The 26,270-nt window shown below is 68.4% G+C and carries 22 protein-coding genes; 5 read left to right on the top strand and 17 right to left on the bottom strand.

Annotation, left to right across the window (positions count from 1 at the left end; translation table 11 throughout):
• Positions 1–25: 25 nt before the first annotated feature.
• From G6N28_RS20270 to G6N28_RS20260, 3 genes are all read left to right on the top strand, one after another.
• Positions 26–565: a cysteine hydrolase family protein gene (locus G6N28_RS20270; RefSeq protein WP_163903396.1), complete on the top strand. Its 540-nt coding sequence runs from the start codon at positions 26–28 to the stop codon at positions 563–565.
• Between the two features lie 52 nt (positions 566–617).
• Entirely contained in the window at positions 618–2,156 is a 1,539-nt protein-coding gene (locus tag G6N28_RS20265; RefSeq protein ID WP_163903394.1) for an adenylate/guanylate cyclase domain-containing protein, read from the top strand.
• 109 nt (positions 2,157–2,265) lie between these two features.
• Complete coding sequence (locus tag G6N28_RS20260) at positions 2,266–3,108, top strand: NAD-dependent protein deacetylase (protein WP_163903392.1); 843 nt, start codon at positions 2,266–2,268, stop codon at positions 3,106–3,108.
• A 15-nt stretch (positions 3,109–3,123) separates the two neighbouring features.
• Here the strand turns inward: G6N28_RS20260 and proB are convergent, their stop codons facing one another.
• The 12 genes from proB to G6N28_RS20200 form a co-directional block, all read right to left on the bottom strand.
• On the bottom strand, positions 3,124–4,224 hold the full coding sequence (proB, locus tag G6N28_RS20255; RefSeq protein ID WP_163903389.1) for a glutamate 5-kinase: 1,101 nt from the start codon (positions 4,222–4,224) through the stop codon (positions 3,124–3,126).
• Complete coding sequence (obgE, locus tag G6N28_RS20250) at positions 4,221–5,666, bottom strand: GTPase ObgE (protein WP_163903387.1); 1,446 nt, start codon at positions 5,664–5,666, stop codon at positions 4,221–4,223. The genes proB and obgE overlap by 4 nt, the downstream gene beginning before the upstream one ends.
• 86 nt (positions 5,667–5,752) lie before the next feature.
• Entirely contained in the window at positions 5,753–6,016 is a 264-nt protein-coding gene (gene rpmA, locus G6N28_RS20245; protein ID WP_163903385.1) for a 50S ribosomal protein L27, read from the bottom strand.
• Positions 6,017–6,028: 12 nt separating this feature from the next.
• Positions 6,029–6,352: a 50S ribosomal protein L21 gene (gene rplU / locus G6N28_RS20240; RefSeq protein WP_163903383.1), complete on the bottom strand. Its 324-nt coding sequence runs from the start codon at positions 6,350–6,352 to the stop codon at positions 6,029–6,031.
• Between the two features lie 175 nt (positions 6,353–6,527).
• Positions 6,528–9,287, bottom strand: coding sequence for a ribonuclease E (locus G6N28_RS20235; RefSeq protein ID WP_179962124.1), 2,760 nt, complete (start codon positions 9,285–9,287; stop codon positions 6,528–6,530).
• A gap of 311 nt (positions 9,288–9,598) precedes the next feature.
• Positions 9,599–10,009: a nucleoside-diphosphate kinase gene (gene ndk / locus G6N28_RS20230; protein WP_163903380.1), complete on the bottom strand. Its 411-nt coding sequence runs from the start codon at positions 10,007–10,009 to the stop codon at positions 9,599–9,601.
• 10 nt (positions 10,010–10,019) lie between these two features.
• Positions 10,020–10,358: a DUF4233 domain-containing protein gene (locus tag G6N28_RS20225; protein WP_163906475.1), complete on the bottom strand. Its 339-nt coding sequence runs from the start codon at positions 10,356–10,358 to the stop codon at positions 10,020–10,022.
• Between the two features lie 38 nt (positions 10,359–10,396).
• Positions 10,397–11,830 (bottom strand): bifunctional tetrahydrofolate synthase/dihydrofolate synthase, encoded by a 1,434-nt coding sequence (folC, locus tag G6N28_RS20220; RefSeq protein ID WP_163903378.1) that lies wholly within the window; start codon positions 11,828–11,830, stop codon positions 10,397–10,399.
• Entirely contained in the window at positions 11,827–14,490 is a 2,664-nt protein-coding gene (locus G6N28_RS20215; protein ID WP_163903376.1) for a valine--tRNA ligase, read from the bottom strand. Before G6N28_RS20215 ends, folC begins: the two co-directional genes overlap by 4 nt.
• Before the next feature lie 61 nt (positions 14,491–14,551).
• Positions 14,552–15,145: a DUF937 domain-containing protein gene (locus G6N28_RS20210; protein ID WP_163903367.1), complete on the bottom strand. Its 594-nt coding sequence runs from the start codon at positions 15,143–15,145 to the stop codon at positions 14,552–14,554.
• An 88-nt stretch (positions 15,146–15,233) separates the two neighbouring features.
• Entirely contained in the window at positions 15,234–16,490 is a 1,257-nt protein-coding gene (locus G6N28_RS20205) for a saccharopine dehydrogenase family protein (protein WP_163903365.1), read from the bottom strand.
• Between the two features lie 10 nt (positions 16,491–16,500).
• Positions 16,501–18,486 (bottom strand): S9 family peptidase, encoded by a 1,986-nt coding sequence (locus G6N28_RS20200; RefSeq protein ID WP_163903363.1) that lies wholly within the window; start codon positions 18,484–18,486, stop codon positions 16,501–16,503.
• A gap of 51 nt (positions 18,487–18,537) precedes the next feature.
• Here G6N28_RS20200 and G6N28_RS20195 point away from each other — a divergent pair, with 51 nt between their 5' ends.
• Both G6N28_RS20195 and G6N28_RS20190 read left to right on the top strand, forming a co-directional pair.
• The gene (locus G6N28_RS20195) at positions 18,538–19,788 is read left to right on the top strand and encodes an FAD-dependent oxidoreductase (protein ID WP_407664982.1); all 1,251 of its coding nucleotides are present in this window, start codon (positions 18,538–18,540) and stop codon (positions 19,786–19,788) included.
• Complete coding sequence (locus G6N28_RS20190) at positions 19,785–20,399, top strand: VOC family protein (protein WP_128110960.1); 615 nt, start codon at positions 19,785–19,787, stop codon at positions 20,397–20,399. The genes G6N28_RS20195 and G6N28_RS20190 overlap by 4 nt, the downstream gene beginning before the upstream one ends.
• On the opposite strand, the gene G6N28_RS20185 is transcribed toward G6N28_RS20190, so the two are convergent.
• From G6N28_RS20185 to G6N28_RS20165, 5 genes are all read right to left on the bottom strand, one after another.
• On the bottom strand, positions 20,365–20,862 hold the full coding sequence (locus tag G6N28_RS20185; RefSeq protein WP_163903359.1) for a transglycosylase family protein: 498 nt from the start codon (positions 20,860–20,862) through the stop codon (positions 20,365–20,367). The two genes, G6N28_RS20190 and G6N28_RS20185, sit on opposite strands and share 35 nt — an antisense overlap.
• A 206-nt stretch (positions 20,863–21,068) precedes the next feature.
• A complete protein-coding gene (locus G6N28_RS20180) occupies positions 21,069–21,389 on the bottom strand; it encodes a transglycosylase family protein (RefSeq protein ID WP_163903357.1) in 321 nt (106 codons plus the stop codon).
• 1,064 nt (positions 21,390–22,453) lie between these two features.
• Positions 22,454–23,044: a molybdenum cofactor guanylyltransferase gene (gene mobA, locus G6N28_RS20175; RefSeq protein WP_163903355.1), complete on the bottom strand. Its 591-nt coding sequence runs from the start codon at positions 23,042–23,044 to the stop codon at positions 22,454–22,456.
• Between the two features lie 10 nt (positions 23,045–23,054).
• The gene (locus tag G6N28_RS20170) at positions 23,055–24,125 is read right to left on the bottom strand and encodes a 2-oxoacid:ferredoxin oxidoreductase subunit beta (RefSeq protein ID WP_163903353.1); all 1,071 of its coding nucleotides are present in this window, start codon (positions 24,123–24,125) and stop codon (positions 23,055–23,057) included.
• Positions 24,122–26,068, bottom strand: coding sequence for a 2-oxoacid:acceptor oxidoreductase subunit alpha (locus G6N28_RS20165; RefSeq protein ID WP_163903351.1), 1,947 nt, complete (start codon positions 26,066–26,068; stop codon positions 24,122–24,124). The genes G6N28_RS20170 and G6N28_RS20165 overlap by 4 nt, the downstream gene beginning before the upstream one ends.
• Positions 26,069–26,270 lie beyond the last annotated feature (202 nt).

The following is a 26,270-nucleotide window of genomic DNA, read 5'->3' as shown; positions in this document are numbered from 1 at the left end:
AGCAGAACGGGGTATGCAGAAGCCCATGAGTGACACCGCTGTGCTGGTCATCGACATGATGAACACCTACCGGCATCCCGATGCCGAGAAGCTGGCCCCCCACGTCGCCGAGATCATCGATCCGCTGGCGCAGCTGGTCGCCGAGGCCCGCGAACGCGACGACGTCGAGCTGATCTATGTCAACGACAACTACGGCGATTTCAGCGCACAATTCGACGACATCGTGAGTGCCGCGCTCGATGGTGAACGACCGGAGTTGGTGAAACCGATCGTGCCCCACAAGGGCTGCCGGTTGATGACCAAGGTGCGCCACAGCGCCTTCTACGCCACCTCGCTGGCGTACCTGCTCAACCAACTCAAGCCGGAGCGGGTGATCCTCACCGGCCAGGTGACCGAACAGTGCATCCTCTACACCGCGTTGGATGCCTACGTCCGGCACTTTCCCGTAGTGGTCCCGCCCGACGCGGTCGCGCACATCGATCCGGAACTCAGCGATGCGGCGCTGACCATGATGCGCAGCAACATGAGCGCCGACATCATTTCCGCGGCCGATTGCCTGGGCTGACGGGAAAAGGCGAGACGCTACGGCTGATGTCGGGCAGCAGTACGCTTCAAACGTGCCGGAAACGGCGTACGCATCCTGCGGCGACCTCAACCTGGCGTATCAGGTCTTCGGCGACGGACCTATCGAGCTGGTCTTCGCCGGATCGTTCGCCAGCCACGTCGAGCTGTATTGGACCGTGCCCGAATTCGTGGCCTTCTTCGAGCGCCTCGCCACGTTCTGTCGCGTCCTTCTCTTCGACAAGGCCGGGGCGGGCCTGTCGGACCCGGTGCCCAAAGTCCGCACGCTGGAGGAGCGGGTGTCCGAGATCGAGGCCGTCATGGACGCCGTCGGCTTCCAAAGGGCCGTGCTTTTCGGGACGAGCGAGGGCGGCCCGGCCTCCATCCTCTTCGCGGCGACACGACCGCAGCGAACGCGGGCGCTGATTCTCACCGGCACCTTCGCGTACGCCTACGTCGACGGCTGGGCTGACTTGGAACGCGATCCGGCCGAGCTGCGGGACCGCTTGCTGGGCGAGCTCGATGAGCGCTACACACCCTCGGTGCAGCAGATCGCCGGCTTGCAGGCTTTTTGGCGCGCCGTCCTCACAGCATGGGGCAGCGGCGCGGCGGCCAAGGCTCTACTGCCGTCGGTGCGCTCCGTCCGCCTGCTCGCGATGGTGGAACGGATGAGCGCCAGCCCGGGGATGGCGCGCGCGGTCCTCGAAGCCGGGTTCCGGATCGACGCGCGGCCGGTCCTGCCGGCCATCACCGCACCCACCCTGGTCATCCATGCCCGAGAAGAAGTCGTTCCGGTGCAGTGCGGCCGCTACATCGCCGACCACATCCCCGGTGCGCGAATGCTCGAAGTCGACGGCAACAACCACGCGCCCTGGCTCGCCGATCCCGACACGATCCTGACCGAGGTCGAGGAGTTCCTCACCGGCAGCCATGCCGCGCCCTCTCCGGCGCGTCGTGCGCTGCGCAGCGTGCTGTTCACCGACATCGTCGCATCGACACGACACGCCGCGGCGATGGGCGACGAGCGGTGGCGTGCGGTGCTGCACCGATTCGACGAGATCACCGCTGACGTCGCACACCGGTTCGGGGGCACGGTGGTGGAAAGTACGGGCGACGGCCACTTGATCACCTTCGAGGGCCCGACGCTTGCGATCCGGTGCGCCGAGACCTTACGCGCCGAGGCGGAAACCTTGGGTATCGAGATACGCGCCGGAATCCACACCGGCGAGTGCGAACTGCTGGAAACCGGCATCGGCGGCATCGCTGTGCACATCGCGGCGCGGATCGTCGACAAGGCGGGCAGCGGGGAGATCCTCGTCTCGCGCACCGTATGTGATCTCGTCGTCGGCTCGGGCACCGAGTTCGACGATCGCGGCTCCGTCGAGTTGCGGGGCGTGCCCGGCGCATGGCAACTGTTGGCGGTGGATCGCCGCGGCGCGCGGACCGAATCGATGGAGGCACAGCTGATATCCGCACCTACTCCAGGTCCACGGACCGGCATGCGCCGCTCGGACCGCGCCGTGGCCACGATGGCCAGGCACACACCGTGGATCCTGCGCGGAGTGGCCCGCCTCGCCCACGGGCGCGACGGCTGATCCTTCCCGCCTGCGGGAAAGTGCGAGTAAATCCCGCCAAAACGTCGATCTCGACGCCGGGCCGGGTGACGGCCGGGGCGCTGATGAGCTGAGCCGTACCCTCGACACCGTGGACGCCCCGGAACTGATCGATGTGCTGCGCGGCAGGCGTGTCGCCGTGCTGACCGGCGCGGGGATATCGACCGACTCGGGTATCCCGGACTACCGCGGACCGGACTCGCCGCCGAGCAATCCGATGACGATTCGGCAGTTCACCTCCGACCCGGCGTTTCGGCAGCGGTACTGGGCGCGCAACCACCTCGGCTGGCGGCACATGGACACCACCGCGCCCAACGCCGGTCACCGCGCGCTGGCCCGGCTCGAGCGGGCCGGCGTCGTGTGCGGGCTGATCACCCAGAACGTCGACCTGTTGCACACCAAGGCGGGCAGTCGCGCGGTGGTCGACCTGCACGGCAGCTACGCCGAGGTGATCTGCCTGGGCTGCGGCCACCGCATGTCGCGCGCGGCGCTCGCCGACCTGTTGGAGGAAGCCAACCCGGGATTCGCGCAGCGCGCCAAGGCGGTCGGTGGTATCGCCGTGGCACCGGACGCCGACGCGGTGGTCGACGACACCGCGTCGTTTCGCGTCGTCGACTGCGGGCGATGCGGCGGCATGCTCAAGCCCGACATCGTCTACTTCGGCGAGAACGTGCCCAAAGAGCGTGTGACAGAGGCATATTCGGTCGTCGACGCCGCCGACGCGCTGTTGGTGGCGGGGTCGTCGCTGACGGTGTACTCCGGTTACCGGTTCGTCCGGCACGCGGCGGCCGCCGGGATGCCGGTCGCGATCATCAACCGCGGGCCGACGCGCGGCGACGCGCTTGCCACGGTCAAGGTCGACAGCGGCTGCTCGGAGATGTTGGCCCTGCTGGTGTGTGAGTTGGGCGCGCAAACGGACGCTGTAGGGGCATAGCCGCGCCGAAATCGCCTAGACGGCGACCAGATCGTCGGCGTGCACCGCGGGCCTGCGCATGTCGGCGGGCAGGTCCGACGTCGACCGGCCCAGCATGGTCTCCAGCTCGGTGTGGTCGTAGGCCACCACTCCGCGCGCGATCATCGTGGTGTCCTGCGCCCGCAACTCGACGACGTCGCCGCCGTAGAAGCGCCCGGACAGCGCTGTGATGCCGGCAGGCAGCAGCGACCGGCGTTGCCGCACCACCGCCCGCACGGCGCCGTCGTCCAGCGTCAGCGATCCCGACGCCTCGGCGGCGTAGCGCACCCAGAACTTGCGCGCCGACATCCGTTGGGGCCGGGCGGCGAAGACCGTGCCGACCGACGCGTCGGCCAGCGCGGTCGCGGCGTCCGACGCCGCGGCCAGCAGCACCGGAACACCGGCGTCCGCGGCCAGCAGCGCCGACGACAGCTTCGACGCCATCCCGCCGGTGCCCAGGTGAGAGCCGCGGCCGGCCACCACACCGTCGAGGTCCTCGGGACCGGAGACCTCCGGGATGAAGCGCGCCTGGCCCTTGCGCGGATCCGCGTCGTAGAGGCCGTCGATGTCGGACAGCAGCACCAGCGCGTCGGCGCCGACCAGATGAGCCACCAGCGCCGACAACCGGTCGTTGTCGCCGAACCGGATCTCGTTGGTGGCCACCGTGTCGTTCTCGTTGACGATCGCCACGGCGTGCAGCGCCCGCAACCGGTCCAGCGTGCGTTGGGCGTTGGTGTGCTGCACGCGCATCGAGATGTCGTGCGCGGTCAGCAGCACCTGGCCGACGGTGCGCTGGTAGCGGGCGAACGCCGTGCTCCACGCGTTGACCAGCGCCACCTGCCCGACACTGGCGGCGGCCTGCTTGGTGGCCAGATCGGTGGGCCGCTTGGACAACTTGAGCGGCTCGATGCCGGCGGCGATCGCGCCGGAGGAGACGATCACCACGTCCGAGCCGGCCTTCATGCGGGCCTCGATCGCCTCGGCCAGCGTCGCCAGCCGGCTGGGGTCGAACACCCCCGACGGTGTGGTCAGCGCGGTGGTGCCGATCTTGACGACGACGCTGCGGGCGGTGCGGATCGCGTCGCGGTGCGCGCTCACGACTCCCCGCTTCCGCGGCGGCGTTCGCGGCGGGCCGCCTTGCGTTCGGCCGCCGAGACCCGCTCGGTCTGCTCCAGCCGCGCGTCGGTGCCACGCCCGGACAACGGAACATCGACACCGGCGGGAGTCTGCGGTTCCCAGTCGAAGGTCACGTCGCCGATGGTCACCGCGCAGCCGGGCCGTGCGCCGAGCCGAAGCAGCTCCTCCTCGACGCCAAGCCGCGCCAACCGGTCGGCCAGGTATCCGACCGCCTCGTCATTGTCGAAATTCGTTTGATTGACCCATCTTTCGGGCCGCACACCGCGGACAATGAATCCGCCGTGGCCGTCGGGCTCGATGGTGAACCCGGTGTCGTCCACCGGCACGGGCCGGATGACGGGTCGACGCGCCACGGCGGGCGGGCGCGCCTTGCGGTATTCAGCCACCATCTCGGCCAGGGCAAAGATCAACGGCCGCAATCCCTCTTGGGTTGCGGTGGAGACCGCGAAGGTGGGCCAGCCGAACCGCTCGGCGATCTCGTCGCGGACGAACTCGGCCAGCTCCCGCGCTTCCGGGACGTCGATCTTGTTGAGCACCACCGCTCTCGGACGTTCGGCCAGATCGCCGAGCGTCGAGTCGCCCCGCAACGTCGGCTGGTAGGCGGCGAGTTCGGCTTCGAGCGCCTCGATGTCGGAGATCGGGTCGCGGCCGGGTTCCAGCGTCGCGCAGTCCACCACGTGCACCAGCACCGCACAGCGCTCGATGTGGCGCAGGAAGTCCAGGCCCAGGCCGCGGCCCTCGGATGCGCCGGGGATGAGGCCGGGCACGTCGGCGACGGTGAAGGTGTGCTCGCCGGCGGACACCACGCCGAGGTTGGGCGCCAGCGTGGTAAACGGGTAGTCGGCGATCTTGGGTTTGGCCGCCGAGATGACCGACACCAGCGACGACTTGCCTGCGGACGGAAACCCGACCAACCCGACGTCGGCGACGGTCTTGAGTTCCAGCGTTAGGTCGCGGGCCTCGCCCTTCTCGCCGAGCAGCGCGAAGCCGGGTGCCTTGCGGGCCCGCGAGGCCAGCGCGGCGTTGCCCAGCCCGCCGCGGCCGCCTGCGGCGGCGACGAAGCGGGTACCGGCCCCGACCAGGTCGGCGAGCACCCTGCCGTTCTCGTCGAGCACGACGGTGCCGTCGGGCACCTTGACCTCCAGGTCGGCGCCCGCGGCGCCGTCGCGGTGACCGCCCGCGCCCGGCTTGCCCGAGGGCGCGACGACGTGCGGATGGAAGTGAAAGTCCAGCAGCGTGTGCACCTGCGGGTCGACGACCAGCACGACGCTGCCGCCGCGCCCGCCGTTGCCGCCGTCGGGACCGCCGAGCGGTTTGAATTTCTCGCGATGGACGGAGGCGCAGCCGTTGCCGCCGTTGCCGGCCCGCGCGTGAATCACCACGCGGTCGACAAACCGGGCCATCGGATACTCCTCTCCTTCGCCGAAAGGGACGTTTGGGCGCGAAAGTGCGAGTGCCTAACGCCTAAACGTCGGTTTCGACGGCGGAGTTAGGCCTCCGCGGACGGTCGCACGACGCTGACGGTCTTGCGGCCGCGCTTGGTGCCGAACTCGACGGCACCGGGAGCCGTGGCGAACAGCGTGTCGTCGCCGCCGCGCCCGACGTTAGTGCCGGGGTGGAAGTGAGTACCCCGCTGGCGGACCAGGATCTCGCCGGCCTTGACGATCTGGCCGCCGAATCGCTTGACGCCGAGCCGCTGTGCTGCGGAGTCGCGACCGTTGCGTGAGCTGGATGCGCCCTTCTTGTGTGCCATGTCGAAAGCCCTTTACTTGATGCCGGTGACCTTCAGGACCGTCAGCTGCTGACGATGACCCTGACGCTTGTGGTAGCCGGTCTTGTTCTTGAACTTGTGGATGCGGATCTTGGGGCCCTTGCGGTGCTCGAGCACCTCGCCGGTGACGGCGACCTTCTCCAGGGCCTTGGCGTCGGTGGTGACCTTCGCGCCGTCGACGACGAGGGCCACGGGCAGCGACACCTTGGAGCCGGGTTCGCTGTCGAGCTTCTCGACCTTGACCACGTCACCGACGGCGACTTTATATTGCTTGCCGCCCGTCTTGACGATTGCGTACGTGGCCTTCTCGGCTGCCATCGTGCTCGTGCTCCTACGTCGTTTCTGACACAGCGCTGCTCGCGACTGCGCGGGTCTGGGTTTCCGGGTCTTCCACGATCGCCGGCCACAGCCTGGCGACAACTGCTCAAGGCTACTTGAGCCGGACCGTGAGGGTCAAATCACCGCAGGTCACGGCGCCGGGCTCCGAGGCTGATCAGCGGCTGTGGCTGGGTGGGCCCGCAGGTCGCGCGGCGGCGCGGCGACGGTGTCGGCCGCCCGGCCGGGTCAGCGCCACGGAGGCCACCGCAGCGTCCTCGTCGTCCTCGTCCTCGTCTGAGTCGTCGTCCTCGTCCGAGTCGTCGTCCTCATCCTCGTCCGAGTCGGAGTCGTCGTCGATGACCTCGATGTCGTCGTCGAGGTCGTCCTCGTCGTCGTCGTCATCCAGCTCGATCTCGTCCTCGTCGGGCTCGTCGTCCTCGTCCTCGTCGGGCTCATACGAGTCGTCGTCTTCGAGGTCTTCGTCCGCCGACGAGGAAACCGCCTCCCGGATGCCTTCGGTGTCGGCCTCGGCGACCTCCTCGGCGGGCTTCTTCTCGTCGTCCTCGGCCTCGTCCTCCTGCCGGGACGCCGACGCGGCCATCGCCTTGAACATCGGATGCTCGGCGGCATGAGCGGGCACCTTGGCAACCGCGACGTCGTCGGACTTGCCGCCCCGCTTACCGCGCCTGCCCCGGCGGTTGCCGTCGGACTTGCGTCCGTTCCCCGACGTCGAGTCGATCGGATCGGTGTGCAGGATGATGCCCCGCCCGGCGCAGTGCGGGCACGACGTCGAGAACGCCTCGATCAGCCCGGTGCCCAGCCGTTTCCGGGTCAACTGCACCAGGCCCAGCGAGGTGACCTCGGAAACCTGGTGCCGGGTGCGGTCGCGGGCCAGCGCCTCGGTCAGCCGCCGCAGCACCAGGTCGCGGTTGGACTCGAGCACCATGTCGATGAAGTCGATGACCACGATGCCGCCGATGTCGCGCAACCGCAGCTGGCGCACGATCTCCTCGGCGGCCTCGAGGTTGTTGCGGGTGACGGTCTGTTCGAGGTTGCCGCCCGAGCCGGTGAACTTGCCGGTGTTGACGTCGATCACGGTCATCGCCTCGGTGCGGTCGATGACCAGCGTGCCGCCCGACGGCAACCACACCTTGCGGTCCATCGCCTTGAGCAGCTGTTCGTCGATCCGGTGGACGGCGAACACGTCCGGTCCCGGCTCACCCTCGGCGGAGACCGGAGGCTCGTACTTCGTCATCCGCGGAAGCAGCTCCGGCGCAACAGCATTCACGTACTCGGTGATGGTGTTCCACGCCTCGTCGCCGGAGACGATCAGCCCGGTGAAGTCCTCGTTGAACAGGTCGCGGATGACCTTGACCAGCACGTCGGGCTCCTCGTAGAGCGCGACGGCCGCCCCGGCCTTCTTCTCGGTGATCTCGGCGGCCTTGGCCTCGATCTCGGTCCAGCGCTTCTGCAACCGCTCGACGTCGGAGCGGATGTCGTCTTCCTTGACGCCCTCCGAGGCGGTGCGGATGATCACGCCGGCATCCGGCGGCACCACCTCGCGCAGGATCTCCTTGAGCCGCTGCCGTTCGGTGTCGGGCAGCTTGCGGCTGATCCCGGTGGACGACGCGCCCGGCACGTAGACCAGGTAGCGCCCGGCCAGCGACACCTGGGTGGTCAGCCGGGCGCCCTTGTGCCCCACCGGATCCTTGCTGACCTGCACGACGACGTAGTCGCCCGGCTTGAGTGCCTGCTCGATCTTGCGGTTGGCGCCGCCGAGGCCCGCGGCCTCCCAGTTCACTTCACCGGCGTAGAGGACGCCGTTTCGGCCGCGGCCGATGTCGACGAACGCGGCCTCCATCGACGGCAGCACGTTCTGCACGATGCCGAGGTAGATGTTGCCGACCAGCGAGGCCGACGCGGCCGAGGTGACGAAGTGTTCGACGACGACGCCGTCCTCGAGCACGGCGATCTGGGTGTACCGGGAGCCCTCGTGCGGCGGTTCGGTGCGCACCTTGTCGCGCACCACCATCATCCGTTCGACGGATTCGCGGCGGGCCAAAAATTCGGCCTCGCTCAGGATCGGCGGCCTGCGCCTGCCTGCGTCGCGGCCGTCGCGTCGGCGCTGCCGCTTGGCCTCCAGCCGGGTCGACCCGTTGATGCCCTGGATTTCGCCGTCACCGCTGGACCCCGAGGTCTTGCTGGTCTTCCGCGGCTCGCGTTCGTGCACGACGGTGTTGGGTGGATCGTCGGGCGACAGGGCCGTGTCGGTGTCGTCACCGGAGCCGGACTTGCGACGACGGCGGCGGCGACGACGCCGGGTGGCGCCCTCGGTGCCGGTGCTGTCGTCGTCACCGGAGTCATCGTCGGAGTCGTCGGAGTCGTCGTCGGAGTCGCTGCCCTGGCTGTCGGTGTCGTCGGAGTCGTCGTCACCGCTCTGCTCGCCGCGACCACGGCCCCGCCCGCGGCGGCCACGGCGCCTGCGCCGACCCGACGGCCGCTCGAACTGGTCGTCGTCGGAGTCCGTCCCGTCGTCGCCGTCCTCGTCCTCGTCGTCGGAGCTGTACTCGACGGTGACAGGCTGGGGCGCGACGAACAGGGGAAGGTAGTCGGCGGGCTCGGGCGTGGCGGCGCCGTCACCTGAATCACCTGAATCGGTCTCTGGCTCGCGCTGCTCGGCGGGCTGCTCGGCGACGCCAGGCGGTTGGGCGAGCGCATCGCGCACCCGCTGGGCTTCGTCCTCCTCGACGGGAGACTGCGGGTCGCGGGCCCTGCCGTCGAGTTCGGTCAACGCCTCGAGCACCCGCTCGCTGGTGGTGCCCAGCTCCTGCGCGAGCGAATCGACGCTCAGCTTGTCGGGCTGAGAGTCCTCGGTCGGCGGTGCGTGTTCTGAAAGGTCTTCAGTCGGGGCTTGGGAATGGTCATTGTCGGCCACGTAGTCTCCTCTAAGCCCCCGGGCGCGTCCCGTTGGACGCGGCCACGCGAGGGCTTCCGCTATTGGCTCGGTACTACACGGTCCCGAGCTTGTTATGGTCTCGCCCCGAGCGGCTCCCTGTGGAACCATCCCGGCGCCTATTGCGAATGATGGCTGGACGGTCGGCGCCGCACCGCGCGTGGCGATGGTCGCGCACGTCTAAGTCTTCATTCGGGTTTCCAGCCCCGCTTACAGGCCGGTCACCCGAGGCAAGTATCCCACATCACGCCACCCCACCCGACCAGGCCGCGCGAGCAGGCAATATCGCGGAGTCAGCTGCCGGGAAACCAGAGCGCGATCTCGCGGGCCGCCGACTCCGGGGAATCCGAGCCGTGCACGATGTTGTCCTGGGTGACCAGGGCCAGGTCGCCGCGGATCGTGCCGGGCGCGGCCTTCTCCACCGGATCGGTGCCGCCGGCGATCTGGCGGAACGCCGCGATCGCCCGGGGGCCCTCGACGATGGCCGTCACGACGGGGCCCGAGGTGATGAACTCCAGCAGCGAATCGAAGAACGGTTTGTCCTCGTGTTCGGCGTAGTGCCGACGGGCCAGGTCGTCGCTGACGTCCTTGAGCTGCAGGGCCACGATCGCCAGGCCCTTCCGCTCGATCCGGCTGAGGACTTCTCCGATCAGGCCTCGTTTGACGCCGTCGGGCTTGATCAACACCAGGGTCCGCTCAGTCACGGCCGACAGCCTAGTCGGGCGGCTGCTGCTGCCCGGGCAAGAGCCCGCGTTTCTGCCTGCGCAGCACCTCGCCACGCAGGTAGGCGATCACCAGCCACACCACCAGGAAGACGACCCCGATCAGGCCGATCGCGACATGGACGACGACCCCCGCGATGAACACCAGCTGCACGGCCAGGTTCAGCCAGATCGCCCACGACCGGCCCTGCAACCCGCACAGCAACACCAGCAGCACCGCGAGCCCGACGAGGTAGCCGCCGCTGGCCGCGGTCAGCCCGCCGCCGATGCGCGCCACCACCGGCAACGCCAGCAGCACCACGATGGCCTCCAGAATCAGCGTGCCGGCCATCACCCCGCGAAAGCTCTTCCACGGGTCCGGTGCTTGGCTCACTGGGGATCCTTTCCGAACAGCGTCCGCGCCGCGCCCGCCGTCACCACCGAACCGGTGATCACGATGCCCGCACCGCCGAACGACTCGCCGTCCTGGGCCGATTCCTCCACGATCGCCGTCGCGGTCTCGATCGCATCGGGCAGGGTGGCGGCGGTGACGACGCGTTCGGGACCGAACCGCTCCTCGGCGCGCAGCGCCAGCGCCTCGACGTCGAGCGCGCGCGGCGAACCGTTGTGCGTCACCACGATCTGGTCGAGCACCGCCTCGAGGGCGGTGAGGATGCCGTCGACGTCCTTGTCCCCCATCACCGAGACGACGCCGACCAGGGTGCGGAAGTCGAATTCCTCGGTGAGCGCCTGCGCCAGCGCCGACGCCCCGGCCGGGTTGTGCGCGGAGTCGATGAACACCGTTGGCGCGCTGCGCATTCGTTCCAGCCGACCCGGGCTGGTGACCGCGGCGAAGCCGGCGCGTATCGCGCCGACGTCGAGTTGACGCTGCGCGCCCGCGCCGAAGAACGCCTCCACGGCGGCGAGAGCGAGCACCGCGTTGTGGGCTTGATGTTCACCGTGCAGCGGCAGATAGATGTCGGAGTACACCCCGCCGAGGCCCTGCAGTTCCAGAAGTTGCCCGCCGACCGCGACCTGCCTGCCGAGCACCGCGAACTCGGAGTCCTCGCGTGCGACGGCGGCGTCGGCCCGCACGGCTTGGCGCAGCAGCGCCTCCATCGCCTCGGGCGTCTGGCGCGCGATGACGGCCACGGTGTCGGTGGGGACCAGGTCGTCGTCTTGCTTGGTGATGATTCCCGCCTTCTCCCCGGCGATTTCGGCGACGGTGCTGCCGAGGTAGTCGACGTGGTCCACCGAGATCGGGGTGACGACGGCGACCGGGGCGTTGATGATGTTGGTGGCGTCCCAGCGGCCGCCGAGCCCGACCTCCACGACCGCCACATCGACCGGTGCGTCGGCGAACGCGGCGAACGCCATCGCCGTGACCACCTCGAACTTGCTCAGCGCGGGCCCGCCGGTCTTCGCCGCCTGCTCGTCGACCAGGTGCACGAACGGCTCGATCTCGCGGTAGGTCGCCACGTACTGCGCCGGCGTGACGGGTTTACCGTCGATCGCGATGCGTTCCACGGCCGACTGCAGGTGCGGGCTGGTGGTGCGCCCGGTGCGCCGATGCAGCGCGGTCAGCAGGGCGTCGACCATACGCGCCACCGACGTCTTGCCGTTGGTGCCCGCGATATGGATCGACGGATGATTCAGCTGGGGTGATCCGAGCAGTTCCATCAACGCCGCGATGCGTGCGGTGCTCGGTTCGAGTTTGGTTTCGGGCCAACGCTGGTCGAGTAGGTGCTCGACTTGAAGCAGTGCCGCCACCTCGTCCGGGGTCGGGTCGGGGTCCGGCCGCGGCGGATCCGCCGGATCGGTCATTTCAGCGATGCCAGCCTCGCGGTGATGCGCTCGACTTCCTCTTCGGCCACCCGTTGGCGCCCGCGAATCTTCTCGACCACCTCGGCGGGGGCCTTGGCGAGAAACGCTTCGTTGCCGAGTTTGCTTGTGGTGTTTGCCAATTCCTTCTGCGCGGCGGCGAGGTCCTTTTCCAGGCGACGCCGCTCGGCGGCCACGTCGACGCTTGCCGAGGTGTCCACCTCGACCGTGACGGTGCCCTTCGACAGCCGCACCTCGATGGCGGCCGTCGGGGTGAACCCGTCATCGGCGGCGGTCAGCCATGCCAACGCGCTGACGGCGGGCACCTGCGCGGCCAGATCGGCGGAGTCGATGTCGGTCAGCCTTGCGGGCACCTTCTGCCGGTCGTTGAGGCCCTGGTCGCTGCGGAACCGGCGCACCTCGGTGATCAACTTCTGCATATCGGCGACCCGCCGGGCGGCATCGGGGTCCAACGCGAAGCCGCTGGGTTCGGGCCAGTCGGCCACCACCAGTGACTCCTCGCCGGTGAGCGTTTTCCACAACACTTCGGTGACGAACGGCATCACCGGGTGCAGCAGCTTGAGCAACGTGTCCAGGACCTTGGCCAGCACCCCGGTCGTGTGCTCGATACCTTCTGTCAGTTGCACTTTGGCCAGCTCGACGTACCAGTCGCAGAACTCGTCCCACGCGAAGTGGTAGAGCGCTTCGCAGGCCCGGCTGAACTCGTAGCCGTCGAACGCCGCGTCCACTTCGGCGCGCACCAGCTCCATCCGGCCCAGGATCCAGCGGTCGGCGTCGGTCAGCTCGGAAGCGTCCGGCAGCTCGGCGGGGCGGGCGCCGTTCATCAGCGCGAAGCGGGTGGCGTTGAAGAGCTTGGTGGCGAAGTTGCGCGACGCGCGCGCGTGGTCGTCGCCGATGGACAAGTCGCCGCCGGGGCTGGCGCCGCGGGCCAGCGTGAAGCGCAGCGCGTCGGCGCCGTACTTCTCCACCCAGTCCAGCGGATCGATGCCGTTGCCCCGCGACTTGCTCATCTTGCGGCCGAACTCGTCGCGGATGAGCCCGTGCAGGAAGACGTTCTTGAACGGCACCTGCGGTCCACGCCTGCCGTAGTCGGTGATCGCGTCGTCGTTGGCGACGAACGTGCCGAACATCATCATCCTGGCCACCCAGAAGAACAGGATGTCGTAACCGGTGACCAGAACCGTTGTGGGATAGAACTTCTGGAGTTCAGGCGTGTGGTCGGGCCAGCCCATCGTGGAGAACGGCCACAACGCCGACGAGAACCAGGTGTCCAGCACGTCGGGGTCTTGTTCCCAGCCCTCGGGCGGTGTCTCGTCCGGCCCCACACACACCATCTCACCGTTGGGTCCGTGCCAGATCGGGATGCGGTGGCCCCACCACAGTTGGCGCGAAATACACCAGTCGTGCATGTTGTCCACCCAGGCGAACCAGCGTGGTTCCAGGCTCTTGGGGTGAATCACGGTGTCGCCGTTGCGCACTGCGTCACCTGCAGCCTTGGCGAGGTCGTCGACCTTGACCCACCACTGCAGTGACAACCGGGGTTCGATCGGTTCGCCGCTGCGTTCGGAGTGCCCGACGCTGTGCGAATACGGCCGCTTCTCCTCGACGATGCGGCCCTGGGCGGCCAGCGCCTCGCGTACCTTCACCCGGGCCTCGAACCGGTCCATCCCGTCGAACTGCGTTCCGGTGTCGGTGATCCGGGCCTTGGTGTCCATGATGGTCGGCATCGGCAGCCCGTGGCGCATCCCGATCTCGAAGTCGTTGGGGTCGTGGGCGGGGGTGACCTTCACCGCGCCGGTACCGAATTCCGGATCGACGTGTTCGTCGGCCACGACGACGATTTCGCGGTCGAGGAACGGATGCGGCAACTTCTTGCCGACCAGATGGCGGTAGCGCTCGTCGTCGGGGTGCACGGCGATCGCGGTGTCCCCGAGCATCGTCTCCATCCGGGTGGTGGCCACCACGATGTGCGCCTCGTCGTCGGACAGCGACCCGTAGCGGAACGACACCAACTCGCCGTCGACGTCCTCGTATTTGACCTCGAGATCGGAGACGGCGGTCTCCAGCACCGGTGACCAGTTGACCAGCCGTTCGGCGCGGTAGATCAGGCCGGCGTCGAACAGCCGCTTGAAGATCGTGCGGACCGCCCGCGACAGCCCCTCGTCCATGGTGAACCGGTCGCGGCTCCAGTCCACGCCGTCGCCGATGCGCCGCATCTGGGCCTGGATGGTGCCGCCGGACTCGCGCTTCCAGTCCCACACCTTGTCGACGAACAGCTCACGGCCGAAGTCCTCTTTGGTCTTGCCGTCGACGGCCAGCTGCTTCTCGACCACGGACTGGGTGGCGATCCCGGCGTGGTCCATGCCGGGCAGCCACAGCACCTCGTAGCCCTGCATCCGCTTGCGCCGGGTCAGCGCGTCCATCAGCGTGTGGTCGAGCGCGTGGCCCATGTGCAGGCTGCCGGTCACGTTCGGCGGGGGCAGCACGATCGAATAGGCGGGCTTGGGGCTGTTCACGTCGGCGGTGAAGTAGCCGGCCCTGACCCAACCCTCGTACAGGTCAGACTCCACCGCGCCCGGGTCCCACGACTTGGGTAAAGCTTCAACGCCGGGATCGGCGGCGCGACGAGGGGTTGAGGTCACCCCGCAATTCTAGGAAGAGCCGGCCGATGCAAGCCCGGTGGGCCTAACCGGCGCCGAGCAGTTACTTCTTGCCGCCCAAGAGCCCGCCGAGGATGTCGCCGAGCGCGCCGCCCTGGTTGCCGCCCAACACGCTGCCGAGGATGCTGCCCAGCGGGTTGTTTCCGCCACCACCGCCGGTCCCGCCGAGGATCCCGCCCAGCACGTCGGCGAGCCCACCGCCGCCGGGCTGCTGAGCCTGCGGTTCGGCAGACCCCCTCGACAGTTGCTTGCCGATATAGGCAAGCACGATCGGAGCCAGAATCGGCAGCAGCTTCTGGATCAGTTCACTGTTGCCTGCGCCGCCACCCGCCAAGGCCGACGCGACCTGGGTGGTGTCGTTGCCGCCGAAGATCCGCGCGACGGCCTTTGAGCCGTCGGCCTCGTCGACCTGCTCGACACTGACGCCGCCATCCAGCAGGCCGCTGGCCGCGTGGTTGGTGGCCGCGGACTCGATGTTGGACGCAGCCCCGGCGTCTTGGGCGTTCTGCTGCAATCCTCCGACGAGGACGGGCACCAGGGTGCGGACGGCGTTGTTCACCTCGTTCTCGTCGGCGCCCAACTTGGCGGCGATCTCCTGGGTGGGAATCTGATTGAAGAGTTCGTCGAGGCCGGCCATCGCGTATCCACCTTCGTCCCCCGAGAGTGTGTATCTGCCGACAGTAATCCAGTGGACCGGGGTGCCGGACGTCTTCGGCGCAGCCGGATCACGCCAGCCGGACGGTGTCCAGCGTCACCCCCGCACCGGGAAAACGGGCCAGCAACGCATCGCCCATCGCGGCGGCCGGGGTCAGCACCCCGCGCAGGTCCGAGAGCCGATCCCGGTCGAGGGCGAGCGCCAGGCCGCTCTCGCCGAGCAGCACCGAGGTGGCCTTATAGCCCGGGTCACCCTGCTGGGACATGGTGGCCTTGTACCGCGCACCCGTCGTCGTGGTGGTGTAGGTCTCGACCGTGTAGTGCCCCCGCTCACGGACACGCTCGCTGGGTCCGGTGCCGGGTTTGGGGACGACGCGCTCGACCAGCTTGGCGGGCAGCCGATGAAAGAACCGGCTGCCGAGTGCCATGGTGGCCGCGTTGCCACCCGCGGCGACGGCCGCGGCCACGGGCGCGGCGATCGAGCGGCCCACGCTCATCTGCTCGCCGTATTCGAATCGCCGCCCGTAGTCGTAGTCCAGTAACGCGTTGCTGCGCCGCACGATTCGGGTGTTGACCATGGCCATCACGAACGGTGCCGTCCAGTATCCCTTCAGCTCCGGGGCGACCTCGGCCCCGCGGCGCCACCTCATGTCGGGTTGTGCCCCCAACTCCGGTTCGGCGGACCGGTCCTCGGTCAGCGTGTACGGATCCTCCATCAACCGCCTGGCCTCGGGGTCAGCGGACGCGGTGCGCATCACCTCCAGCATCGAGGCGACCGTGCCGCCGGACACGCCCCCGGCGAACGTGCGCACCACGAGGTTGGTGTCGGTGAGCTGTCCCTGCTGGTCCTGCTGCGCCCTGCGGTACAGCGCGAACACGGTGAGATCTGAAGGGATGGAGTCGAATCCACATGAGTGCACGATCCGGGCACCGGTGTCGGCGGCCTGTTTGTGGTAGAGGTCGATGCTCTGCCGGATGAACATCGTTTCACCGGTCAGGTCGGCGTAGTCGGTGCCCGCGGCCGCGCACGCCGCCACCAACGGCAACCCGTACTTGATGTAGGGCCCGACGGTGGTCACCACCACCTGGGTGCGGGCCGCCATCGCGTTCAGCGACGACGGCTGCGACGCGTCGGCGGTGATCAGCGGCCAGGATTGCGCCGCCGCGGGGAGCGAGTCGCGCACCGCGAGGAGCTTGGTCTCGGATCTGCCTGCCAGCGCGATGCGGGCGTCGGCTCCCGCCGTGGCCAGGTACGCGGCGGTCAGCTTGCCGGCGAAACCGGTTGCCCCGTATAGAACGATGTCGAACTCTCGCTGTGCTCCGCTCATGACGGCGACGCTACCCGAGGGCTTCGGGCCGTTCGACCTCCTCGCCGAGCACGTGACGGGCCAGGAACGCGGTGACCACCTGATACCAGAGTTTGGCGTGCTGCGGGCTGAGCACCCAATGGTTCTCGGACGGGTAGTAGAGGAACTGGTGCGCGGTGGTGCCGTCCTCGTCAGCGGGCAGCCCGGAGTCCGTGAGCAGCTCGTACCACAGCCGAAGCGCCTCGCCGATCGGCACCCGATAGTCCTTGTCACCGTGGATGACCAGCATCGGGGTTCGGATCTTCTCGACGAAGCGGTGCGGCGAGTACGTCTCCGCCATCTCGCGGGTCATCTCCCGCACCCAGTAGTAGGCCGAGTCCGTGGTGGCGCCGAACTGATCGAGCGCCCACAGGCTGGCATGGGTGACGATGGCGTCGAACCTGTCGGTGTGACCGGCGACCCAGTTGGCCATGTAACCGCCGAAGGATCCGCCCATCGCCGCGGTCCGCGAGGAGTCGACGCGGGGGTGTGCACAGGCGGCGTCGGTGGCCGCCATCAGGTCGTCGAACGGCGCACCGCCCCAAGCGCCCCAACCGCGTTGGATGAAGTCCTGGCCGTAGCCGGTGGACAGCCCCGGATCCGGCAGCAGCACCGCGTACCCGCGCGCGGCGAGCAGCCACGGGTTCCACCGCCACGACCAGCCGTTCCAGCTGCTGAGCGGGCCGCCGTGAATCCACAGCAGCAACGGCGCCTGCCCGTCGCCGTCGGGCAGCACCAGCCAGGACCGCACCCGGGCGCCGTCGGGCGCGGTCGCCTCGATTTCGGTCAGCTGCCCCGGCAGCCGTGGCGCGGGCACACACGGCAACTCCGTCACCGCACCGTCGGGGTCGATGCGCACCGGATGCGGGGGCGCGGCATAGGAGGTGCGCAGCGCGTAGATCCCGCCGTCGGGTGCGGCGGTGACATCGGTGTAGGCGTAGTCGTCGAAGGTCAACTGGGTCACCGCGCCGTCGGCGAGGTCCACCGAAAACACCGGGCAGCGCCCGTTCTGGTCGGCGGTAACGATCAACACCGACCCGTCTCGCGCCCACGTCAGCGAGGCCGGCCACCGGTCCCACTCCGATGCGACGGTTTCGTGCTGCCCACCAAACCGTAAGCAGCCCAGCGTGATTCGCGGCGCCTTCTCTGGGGTCGAATACGACTCCCGAACGTAGGCGACCGCCGACCCGTCCGGCGCGATCGCCGGGCTCCACAGGTCGGCGTCGGGCTCGTCGGCGATCACGACGCGTTCGCCGGTGTCGGTGTCGATCCGCACCAACACCGAATGCGCAGCGGCCCCGGGCGCGGGCTGCTGCCAGGTGGTGACCACGAATCGGCCGTCCGGGCTGACGTCGAACTGCGCCTCACGCAGCGCTCCCGCCGGCGCCCCGGCGAGATCTTTCGGATCGCCTCCGTCGACACCGAGGCCGAACAGGTGCGGATGGCTGAGCCCAATGTCCTTGTCCCAGTCCCGGATCGGGTAGCCGGTGTGCAGGACCGCGGTGATCTTGTTGTCCTTGCGAAGATCGCGCAGCCGGCGGTCGTCGTCGACGGTGCGCGCCGACGGCAACATCGGCGCGCGCACCACCGCCACGTCGGCCTCCCGCGCGGTGGCGACCGCCTCCACCCCGCCCGGCAGGTCCAGCGCCTTGAACGCCTCGCCGCCGGCGGCAGGCAACCGCCACAACGCCGCCGGCGGCTTGTCGTCGTCCTCGGTGGGGCGCGCGGCGATGAACAGCAGGTCACCGTCGGCGGCGAAGGCCGGCGACGACTCGCCCTTGGCGCCGCGGGTCAGCCGCCGCGCCGGTTGCCTGCCCGCGGGGTCCAGTTCCCACACCGCGGTGAGGTATTCGGTGCGTTTGTCGTTGAGCTCGGCGATGGTGGTCACGACACGGGTTCCGTCGGGTGACACCGCAAGGCCGGAGACGCGGGGCAGCGCGATGTAGTCGTCGAGATCCTCGAACGGCGTGGTGGACATGACCCGTTCGTAGCACAAGCCCGTCGCAGAAAAGTCGTCGAGATCTGCGCCATGGCTGTGCCGGGCGCGAAATCACCGCCCTCCGGCAGAAACGGACGCGAAAGCGCCCGGGTCACGCGCTACGTTCATCGGATGGCGAAACGGATCGTGGTGATCGGTGCGGGCATCGCGGGCCTGACGACCGCCGTCGCGCTGCAGCGGTGCGGTCACGACGTGACGCTCGTCGAGCAACGCACCGACACCTCGTCGGGCGCGGGCATTTCCATTTGGCCCAACGCGCTGGCCGCGCTCGACGAGCTGGGCCTCGGCGATGCGGTGCGCGCGGCCGGCGGCACGGTGACCGCCGGCGCGCTGCGCTGGCGTGACGGCACCTGGCTGCGGCACCCGTCGCCGCAGCGCATCGTCAAGGCACTCGGCGAGCCGCTGGTGGTGATCCGCCGCTCGGCGTTGACCGCCGTGCTGAGCGACGCGCTCGCCGACGGCAGCCTGCGCGCGGGGGTGTCCGCGGAAGCGCTGGTCCCGACGGGAGACGGGGTGCGAGTGACGTTGTCGGGCTCGGCGGCGCTTCACGCCGACGCCGTGGTGGGCGCCGACGGAACGCACTCGATGGTGGCGCGCCACCTCAACGGTCCGCTGCGGAACCGTTACGTCGGATACACGGCATGGCGCGGGGTGGCCGACTGCACGATCGACCCCGAGGTCGCCGGTGAAGTCGTCGGACCCGCGGTCGAATTCGGCCACGTTCCGCTCGGAACCGACCACACCTACTGGTTCGCGACCGAACGTACGCCCGAGGGCGGACGGGCACCCGACGGGGAGTTGACCTACCTGCGCGCCATGTTCGCCGGCTGGGCCGACCCGATCCCACAGGTGCTGGCGGCCAGCGATCCGCGCGCCGTGCTGCGCAACGACCTCTATGACCGCGACGACGCGCGGCAGTGGTCACGCGGCCCGGTGGTGCTGGTCGGCGACGCCGCACATCCGATGCGTCCGCACCTGGGTCAGGGCGGCTGCCAGGGCATCGAGGACGCCGCGATCCTGGCGAGGTTCGTCGACGGCGTGGGCGATCTTTCCGCCGCGTTCGCCAGGTTCGTGGCGTTCCGCCGGCCACGGGTGCGGTCGGTGGTGCGCCAGTCCAAGCTGCTCGGCGTCGCCGTCAACCTGCGACCGGCGATATTGAGCACGCTGGTCAGCCGCTCCTCGGTGCTGGTGCCCGAGGGGGTGCTGGCGCGACAGATGGCCGCCGTCGCGGCGCGGTCGGCGTTCCGGCTGCCCGGCGAACTCGACGTACAACCGGCGTGAGCACCGCGCTGGGCGCCCTGTCGGTGGAGGCCGCCGATCCGTGTGCCGTCGAGGCGTTCTGGGCCGACGTGCTGGGCCGCGACGCCCAGCGGGGGCTGTTGTCGTTTCGCCGTCAGCAGCGGCCCAAAACCGTGAAGAACCGCGTGCACCTGGATGTCTACGCCCGCGACGTCACCGCGCTGTTGGACTGCGGCGCGCGGCTGTTGGCCGAGCATTCCGGCTGGGTCACCCTCGCCGACGTGGAGGGCAACGAGTTCTGCGCGTTTCCCGACCCCGCACCGGAGGGCACGGCCGCGGCCCGGGTGTTCGCCGTGTGCACCGACAGCGACCGTCCCGAGGAACTGGCCGCGTGGTGGGCGGCGGTGGTCGGCGCCGACGTCAGAGACGCGCCCGACGGCACCCCGCGCTGGCTCTACGGCTCGGCAGGCTGGGAATCGCTGATCTGGAAGTTCGTCCGGGTGACCGACGAACGGGCGGTGCCCAATCGTTGGCAGTGGACGCTTCGGACCGAACCCGCCGGCTTCGCCGCGCTGCGTGGGCCCGGCGGGCTGTTCGTCGATCCCCAGGGCAACGAGTTCAGCGTGTCACGCCCAGGGCGCCCAGCGGGTTGAGCAGGGCGGTGCACATCTGGCGCGGGTTGACGAAGCCGAGCAGGCCGCTGGTGGGCATCGCGGCGCAGCCGGTGGCGACGGGAGTGGCCGGCGCGGCCGGGACACCGGCGTTGGTCCACACCGCCGGGGTGGCGCCGCGGGGCCCGCACTTCGGCCAGGCCTTCAGCCCCTGGGTGCGCAGAACGTTCTCGGCCACCCGGATCTGTTCTGCGCGGGACGCGTGCGCGGGGTTGCCGACGCCGCCGTTGGCCGTCCAGGTCGACTGCTTGAACTGCAGTCCGCCGTAGTGACCGTTACCGGTGTTGATCGACCAGTTGCCGCCGGACTCGCACTCGGCGATGGCGTCCCAGTTGACCGACTCAGCCGCGGCGGTGGGCGTCGACACGGCCATCGGCACGACGGCCAGGCCTCCGGTGATCGCGATGGCCCACAAACCCTTGGTAACTGCCTTACGAATGTTCATCACTGCGGTCCTTCCCCGACCGTTTGACACCAGGCCCGCGTGAAGAGCTGCTCTCCGCTGCGGTTATCCCGTGTGTCGGGTGAGGAAGGTCACCTGTTACGTGAGTGTCAAAAGTTTTATTCGTTACTTAACTGATGTAAGAGGCCTCTGAGAAAGAAGAGGCGGCGCCGGTCGAGAACCGGCGCCGCCTCCGAGGTCTGTTGTTATCAGCCGCGTCCGCCGCAGGACGGCCAGGCGCCGATACCCTGCGACTGCAGCACGTTCTCCGCGACGCGGATCTGCTCAGACTTGCTGGCCTGGTGGGGCATGCCCGACCCGCCGTTGGACCGCCAGGTCCCCAAGCTGAACTGCAGGCCGCCGTAGTAGCCGTTACCGGTGTTGATCGACCAGTTGCCACCGGACTCGCAGGCCGCGACGGCTTCCCAGTTCACGCTGTCCGCGTTGGCAGTGCCCGCCAGCGCGATCGGCGCCACGGCGAGCGCACCGGCGAAGGTGGCCAGGCCAAACGTCTTGCGGATGTTCTTCACTTCGTTCCTTTCGCCAAGCGCGCACCACCGACACCCGCGGGACACGCGGGTGTAAGTGCCTCTTCAGGCGTCAGTTGGGCCGCACCGTCTCGGTCGGGTGCGACAGCGGAAGGCCGAAACCTCGCCGGACGTGACCGCCCGGCGGCCACCGGCGGTGTCATCTCGCCCATCTCGCCCGGCGGCCCCACTCACGCGCAGGTTCGTGGGTTTGAAATTGTTTGCTCCTTATGAAGCCGTTTGGGACCGTACAAACCGAATCGGCGGAAGTCATATCGGTGAAGGACGTGTCGCGGAATGATCACGGACAGATCACGACGGCATTTTCCCGATGTCTGTGCAGGTAACTCACCGTGCCGACGGACATCTCAGAAGCCGGCGGTCAGCATAATTTCGTGAGCCAACTCACCATGATTTTGTGACGTGGAGCACGAGTATGTGCGCAGATTTCGGGTACGCGGGCCCTGAAATCGGGTCTCAACCGCACCACATCGCGTTTCACACCGATGCAGACCACCCAACTGGCGAACGGGTTCGCTGGCCGTGCCCCGCAGCGGGAGCAGGCAGGTTTGGGTCCAAAGATGGTGTCATAGAGGGATTTTCGGCTCAGACGAGCCGTTCTCGCGTCCGGGCCACCTGCTGCGACGACAACCCCGGGAGACGCGACGCCACGGAATGAAAAGCCGGGGATCCCAACATGGTTCAGATCTTGCAGGTCGCGTCGAACCGCGGCGTCTGCACCCGCCGCGGCCACGTGCGCCCTGTCACCGACCAGGCGATCGGCCGATGGGATGCGTCCGTCGACACCGGAGCGTGCGGTTTCGCCGCTGTCCCAGACCGAAATTCGTGACCAATTGTGACCGAATTGAGGACCATTGTCACTTGCCGAATTCGAAACCGTATGCACCGCACCAAGTTTCGAGTCGCACCGGACAGGGGGCGGCGAAGCCCTTGTGCGCACGGGTCCGCACCATCGGACGCATATTACGACGAGTTGCCGACGTAATTGCAGGCGCGGAATTCAATTCCGGTCGCTACAAATGGTTGATTGAAACTAAAGTAATTTGCTACGCAATTTGCCGAGAATTCACGGCGGCCAGATCCGCGGGGGTGTTGACGTTGGTCAAAGCGCGCTGCCGAGGCATGACGACGCGTTGCGTGTCGACGGAGTTCGCCAACGCGCGCATGCTGCGTTCCCCGGCCGCCACCAGTTCGTCCACCCGGTCGGCCAGCGACGTCCGGTAGATACCGGCCAGGTAGTGGGTGCGCCCGTCCCAGGGCAGCACGATGTCGGCGCCCAGCGCCACCGCGGGGGTCACCAGTTGATCGATCAGCTCGCCGGTCAGCAGCGGCAGGTCCACCGCCGAGACGAACGCCAGCTCGACGCCGGCCTCCGCGGCGGCGCGCAACCCGCGTCCGGTCGCCAACAGCGGGCCGTAACCGCGGGCCTCGTCACGCAGCACCTCGGCATCGAGCTCCGGAAGCGCCTGCCCGGGCGCGGCCACCACGAACACCGGCGCGCACCGGCGTCTGACGATGCTCACCATGTGCTCGACGAAGGTGGTGCCCTCGTAGGGAAGGGTGGCTTTGTCCCGGCCCATCCGGCGAGAAGCCCCGCCCGCCAGGATGATCGCGGCCAGACCTGTCGTGGTCGTCATGGGTGAGACGTTAGTCGACCGTCCAGGTGTCTTTGCCCCGAAGCAGCGACTGCAGCGCGGCCGTGTCGTGCGGTTGCGCCTCTTGGGCCACCGCGACCTGCTGGCGGGCGGCATCGTCGTAGGTCGGCTTGTTGACCTGCCGGAAGACGCCCATCACCATGTGCTCGAGGTTCTCCTGGGACAGCCGTGACAGCGCGAACGCGTACGCCGAGTCCTCAAGATGGGCGTCGTGCACCACGATTTCGTCGGCCGAGACGTCGGCGGTCTTGGCGATCTCGAGCCCGTAGCCCGACTTCACCACGCAGTACTCGCCGTCGGCGCCGAACACGACGGGCTCGCCGTGAGTGAGGCTGATCAGCCGCTCCTCGGCGCCCTCCTTGCGCAGCGCGTCAAACGAGCCGTCGTTGAAGATCGGGCAGTCCTGCAGGATCTCGACCAGCGCCGCGCCGCGATGTGCCGCGGCCGCCCGCAGCACCTCGGAGAGCCCCTTGCGGTCGGAGTCCAACGCGCGCCCGACGAACGTGGCGTCGGCGCCCAGCGCCAGCGACACCGGATTGAACGGGTAGTCCAGCGAGCCCATCGGGGTGGACTTGGTGATCTTGCCGACCTCCGACGTCGGCGAGTACTGGCCCTTGGTCAGCCCGTAGATCCGGTTGTTGAACAGCAGGATCGTGATGTTGACGTTGCGGCGCAGCGCATGGATCAGGTGGTTGCCGCCGATCGAGAGCGCGTCGCCGTCGCCGGTGACCACCCACACCGAAAGGTCCTTGCGCGCCAGCGCCAGTCCGGTCGCGATGGTGGGCGCGCGGCCGTGGATGGAGTGGAAACCGTAGGTCTCCAGGTAGTACGGGAAGCGGCTCGAGCAGCCGATACCGCTGACAAACGCGATGTTCTCGCGACGCAGACCCAGTTCGGGCAGGAAGTTGCGAATGGTGTTGAGGATGACGTAGTCACCGCAACCCGGGCACCACCGGACCTCTTGGTCGCTGGTGAAATCCTTGCCCTTCTGCGGCTGGTCGGTCGTGGGCACACCACTGGTGCCCGACGTCAGGCCGAGATCAGCTCCAACCAGATCTGTCATGCGTTCGCTCCCACACCAGTCGCGCCAACTTCGACGGTCGCAGCCGCCAGCCGCGCGAACTTGGTCTTGTCACTTTCCTTGTCGCCCAGCGTTCCATCGAGCGCGGCATCGATGATGCCCTCCACCTCGTCGGCCAGGAACGCCATGCCTTCCACCTTGGTGACCGACTGGATGTCGACCAGATACTTACCGCGCAGCAACAGCGCCAGCTGGCCGAGGTTCATCTCCGGCAGCACGACCTTGGAGTAGCGCCGCAGCACCTCACCGAGGTTGGCCGGAAGCGGGTTGAGATTGCGCAGGTGCGCCTGCGCGACCTTGATCCCCCGGCGCCGTACACGCCGGCACGCCTCACCGATGGGGCCGTAGCTGCTGCCCCAACCCAGCATCAGCAGTTCAGCGTCGCCGGTCGGGTCGTCGACCTCCAGGTCGGGCACCTTGATGCCCGCCACCTTGGCGTGCCGCAGCCGCACCATCAGGTCGTGGTTCTTCGGTTCGTAGGAGATGTTGCCCGAACCGTTGGCCGCCTCCAGCCCGCCGATGCGGTGTTCCAGCCCGGGTGTGCCGGGAACGGCGAACTGGCGCGCCAGCGTCTCGGGGTCCCGCGCGTACGGCTGGAACGGCTCACCGGGTTTGGCCAAGACGTGATTGATCGGCGGGTACGTGCCAACGTCCGGAATGCGCCACGGCTCAGAGCCGTTGGCGATCGCGCCGTCGGACAGGATCATCACGGGCGTGTGATAGGTGACCGCCATGCGCACCGCCTCGATGGCCACGTCAAAGCAGTCCGAGGGTGAGCGCGGCGCGATGACCGCAACCGGTGACTCGCCGTTGCGCCCGAACATCGCCTGCAGCAGATCGGCCTGCTCGGTCTTGGTCGGCAGACCCGTCGAGGGGCCACCGCGCTGCACGTCGATCACGACCAGCGGCAGCTCGGTCATCACCGCCAGGCCGATGGCCTCGGACTTCAGCGAGATCCCCGGTCCCGACGTGCTGGTGACGCCCAGTGCGCCGCCGTAGGACGCCCCGATCGCCGCGCCGATCCCGGCGATCTCGTCCTCCGCCTGGAACGTCAGCACGTTGAAGTTCTTGTGCTTGGACAGCTCGTGAAGGATGTCCGACGCCGGCGTGATCGGGTACGTGCCCAACACGACCTGGATACCGGCCAGCTGACCGGCGGTGACGATGCCGTAGGCCAGCGCGGTGTTACCGGAGATCTGGCGGTACTCACCGGGTTTCAGCTTGGCGGGGGCCACCTCGTAGGTGCTGGCGAACGCCTCGGTGGTTTCGCCGTAGTTCCAGCCCGCCTTCAGCGCCAGTACGTTGGCTTCGGCGATGTCGGGCTTGCGGGCGAACTTCTCGCGGATGAACGCCTCGCTGTGCGAGAGCTCGCGGCCGTACATCCACGACAGCAGACCCAAGGCGAACATATTCTTGGCGCGCTGTCCGTCCTTCTTGGAGGCGCCGATCGACTCGACGGCCCCCAGGGTCAGCGTGGTCATCGGGACGGCCTGCACGACGTAGTCGGACAGCTCATCGCTGTCGAGCGGATTGGACTCGTAGCCGACCTTGGCGAGATTGCGCTTGGTGAACTCGTCGGAGTTGGCGATGATCAGCCCGCCGCGGGGAAGGTCCGAAACGTTTGCCTTGAGCGCGGCCGGGTTCATCGCGACGAGGACGTCGGGGCGGTCGCCCGCGGTGAGGATGTCGTAGTCGGCGATCTGAATCTGGAACGACGAAACACCGGGCAGGGTGCCTTGGGGGGCGCGGATCTCGGCAGGGTAATTCGGTTGCGTGGCAAGGTCGTTGCCGAACAGCGCGGCCTCGGAGGTGAACCGGTCACCGGTGAGCTGCATGCCGTCACCGGAGTCACCGGCGAACCGGATGACGACCTTCTCCAGCTTCTGCCGAGTTCCTGCACTTGCGCCGTTGCCGTTGGCCCCCACGCCCCTGCCTCTCTAGTTTGTGGGTCGTTACCGACGAACGTCGTTCGCGTCGCCGTCAGTGTGACCCGGCGCCGCAGACGTCCACCCAAAATTTTTTATGTCACTACCAGTACCGATTATTGCACTTTCCTTAGGTAGGCCTTCACCGGACCCGCGTGGGACACGCGGACAAGGTTAGCCCAAACGCGCAGCTCACGTGTGT

Origin of the sequence: Mycolicibacterium pulveris (assembly GCF_010725725.1) — a bacterium.
Lineage (GTDB): Bacteria > Actinomycetota > Actinomycetes > Mycobacteriales > Mycobacteriaceae > Mycobacterium > Mycobacterium pulveris.
Note: the sequence above shows the minus strand (reverse complement) of the source record. Positions and strands in the feature narration are given on the sequence as shown.

Coding starts and splice junctions, on each gene's coding strand:
- G6N28_RS20270 (WP_163903396.1), top strand. CDS start 26: ATGAGTGACACCGCTGTGCTGGTCATCGACATGATGAACACCTACCGG.
- obgE (WP_163903387.1), bottom strand. CDS start 5,666: ATGGCCCGGTTTGTCGACCGCGTGGTGATTCACGCGCGGGCCGGCAAC.
- rpmA (WP_163903385.1), bottom strand. CDS start 6,016: ATGGCACACAAGAAGGGCGCATCCAGCTCACGCAACGGTCGCGACTCC.
- rplU (WP_163903383.1), bottom strand. CDS start 6,352: ATGGCAGCCGAGAAGGCCACGTACGCAATCGTCAAGACGGGCGGCAAG.
- G6N28_RS20225 (WP_163906475.1), bottom strand. CDS start 10,358: ATGGCCGGCACGCTGATTCTGGAGGCCATCGTGGTGCTGCTGGCGTTG.
- folC (WP_163903378.1), bottom strand. CDS start 11,830: ATGACCGATCCGGCGGATCCGCCGCGGCCGGACCCCGACCCGACCCCG.
- G6N28_RS20210 (WP_163903367.1), bottom strand. CDS start 15,145: ATGGCCGGCCTCGACGAACTCTTCAATCAGATTCCCACCCAGGAGATC.
- G6N28_RS20205 (WP_163903365.1), bottom strand. CDS start 16,490: ATGAGCGGAGCACAGCGAGAGTTCGACATCGTTCTATACGGGGCAACC.
- G6N28_RS20200 (WP_163903363.1), bottom strand. CDS start 18,486: ATGTCCACCACGCCGTTCGAGGATCTCGACGACTACATCGCGCTGCCC.
- G6N28_RS20195 (WP_407664982.1), top strand. CDS start 18,538: ATGGCTGTGCCGGGCGCGAAATCACCGCCCTCCGGCAGAAACGGACGC.
- G6N28_RS20185 (WP_163903359.1), bottom strand. CDS start 20,862: ATGAACATTCGTAAGGCAGTTACCAAGGGTTTGTGGGCCATCGCGATC.
- mobA (WP_163903355.1), bottom strand. CDS start 23,044: ATGACGACCACGACAGGTCTGGCCGCGATCATCCTGGCGGGCGGGGCT.
- G6N28_RS20170 (WP_163903353.1), bottom strand. CDS start 24,125: ATGACAGATCTGGTTGGAGCTGATCTCGGCCTGACGTCGGGCACCAGT.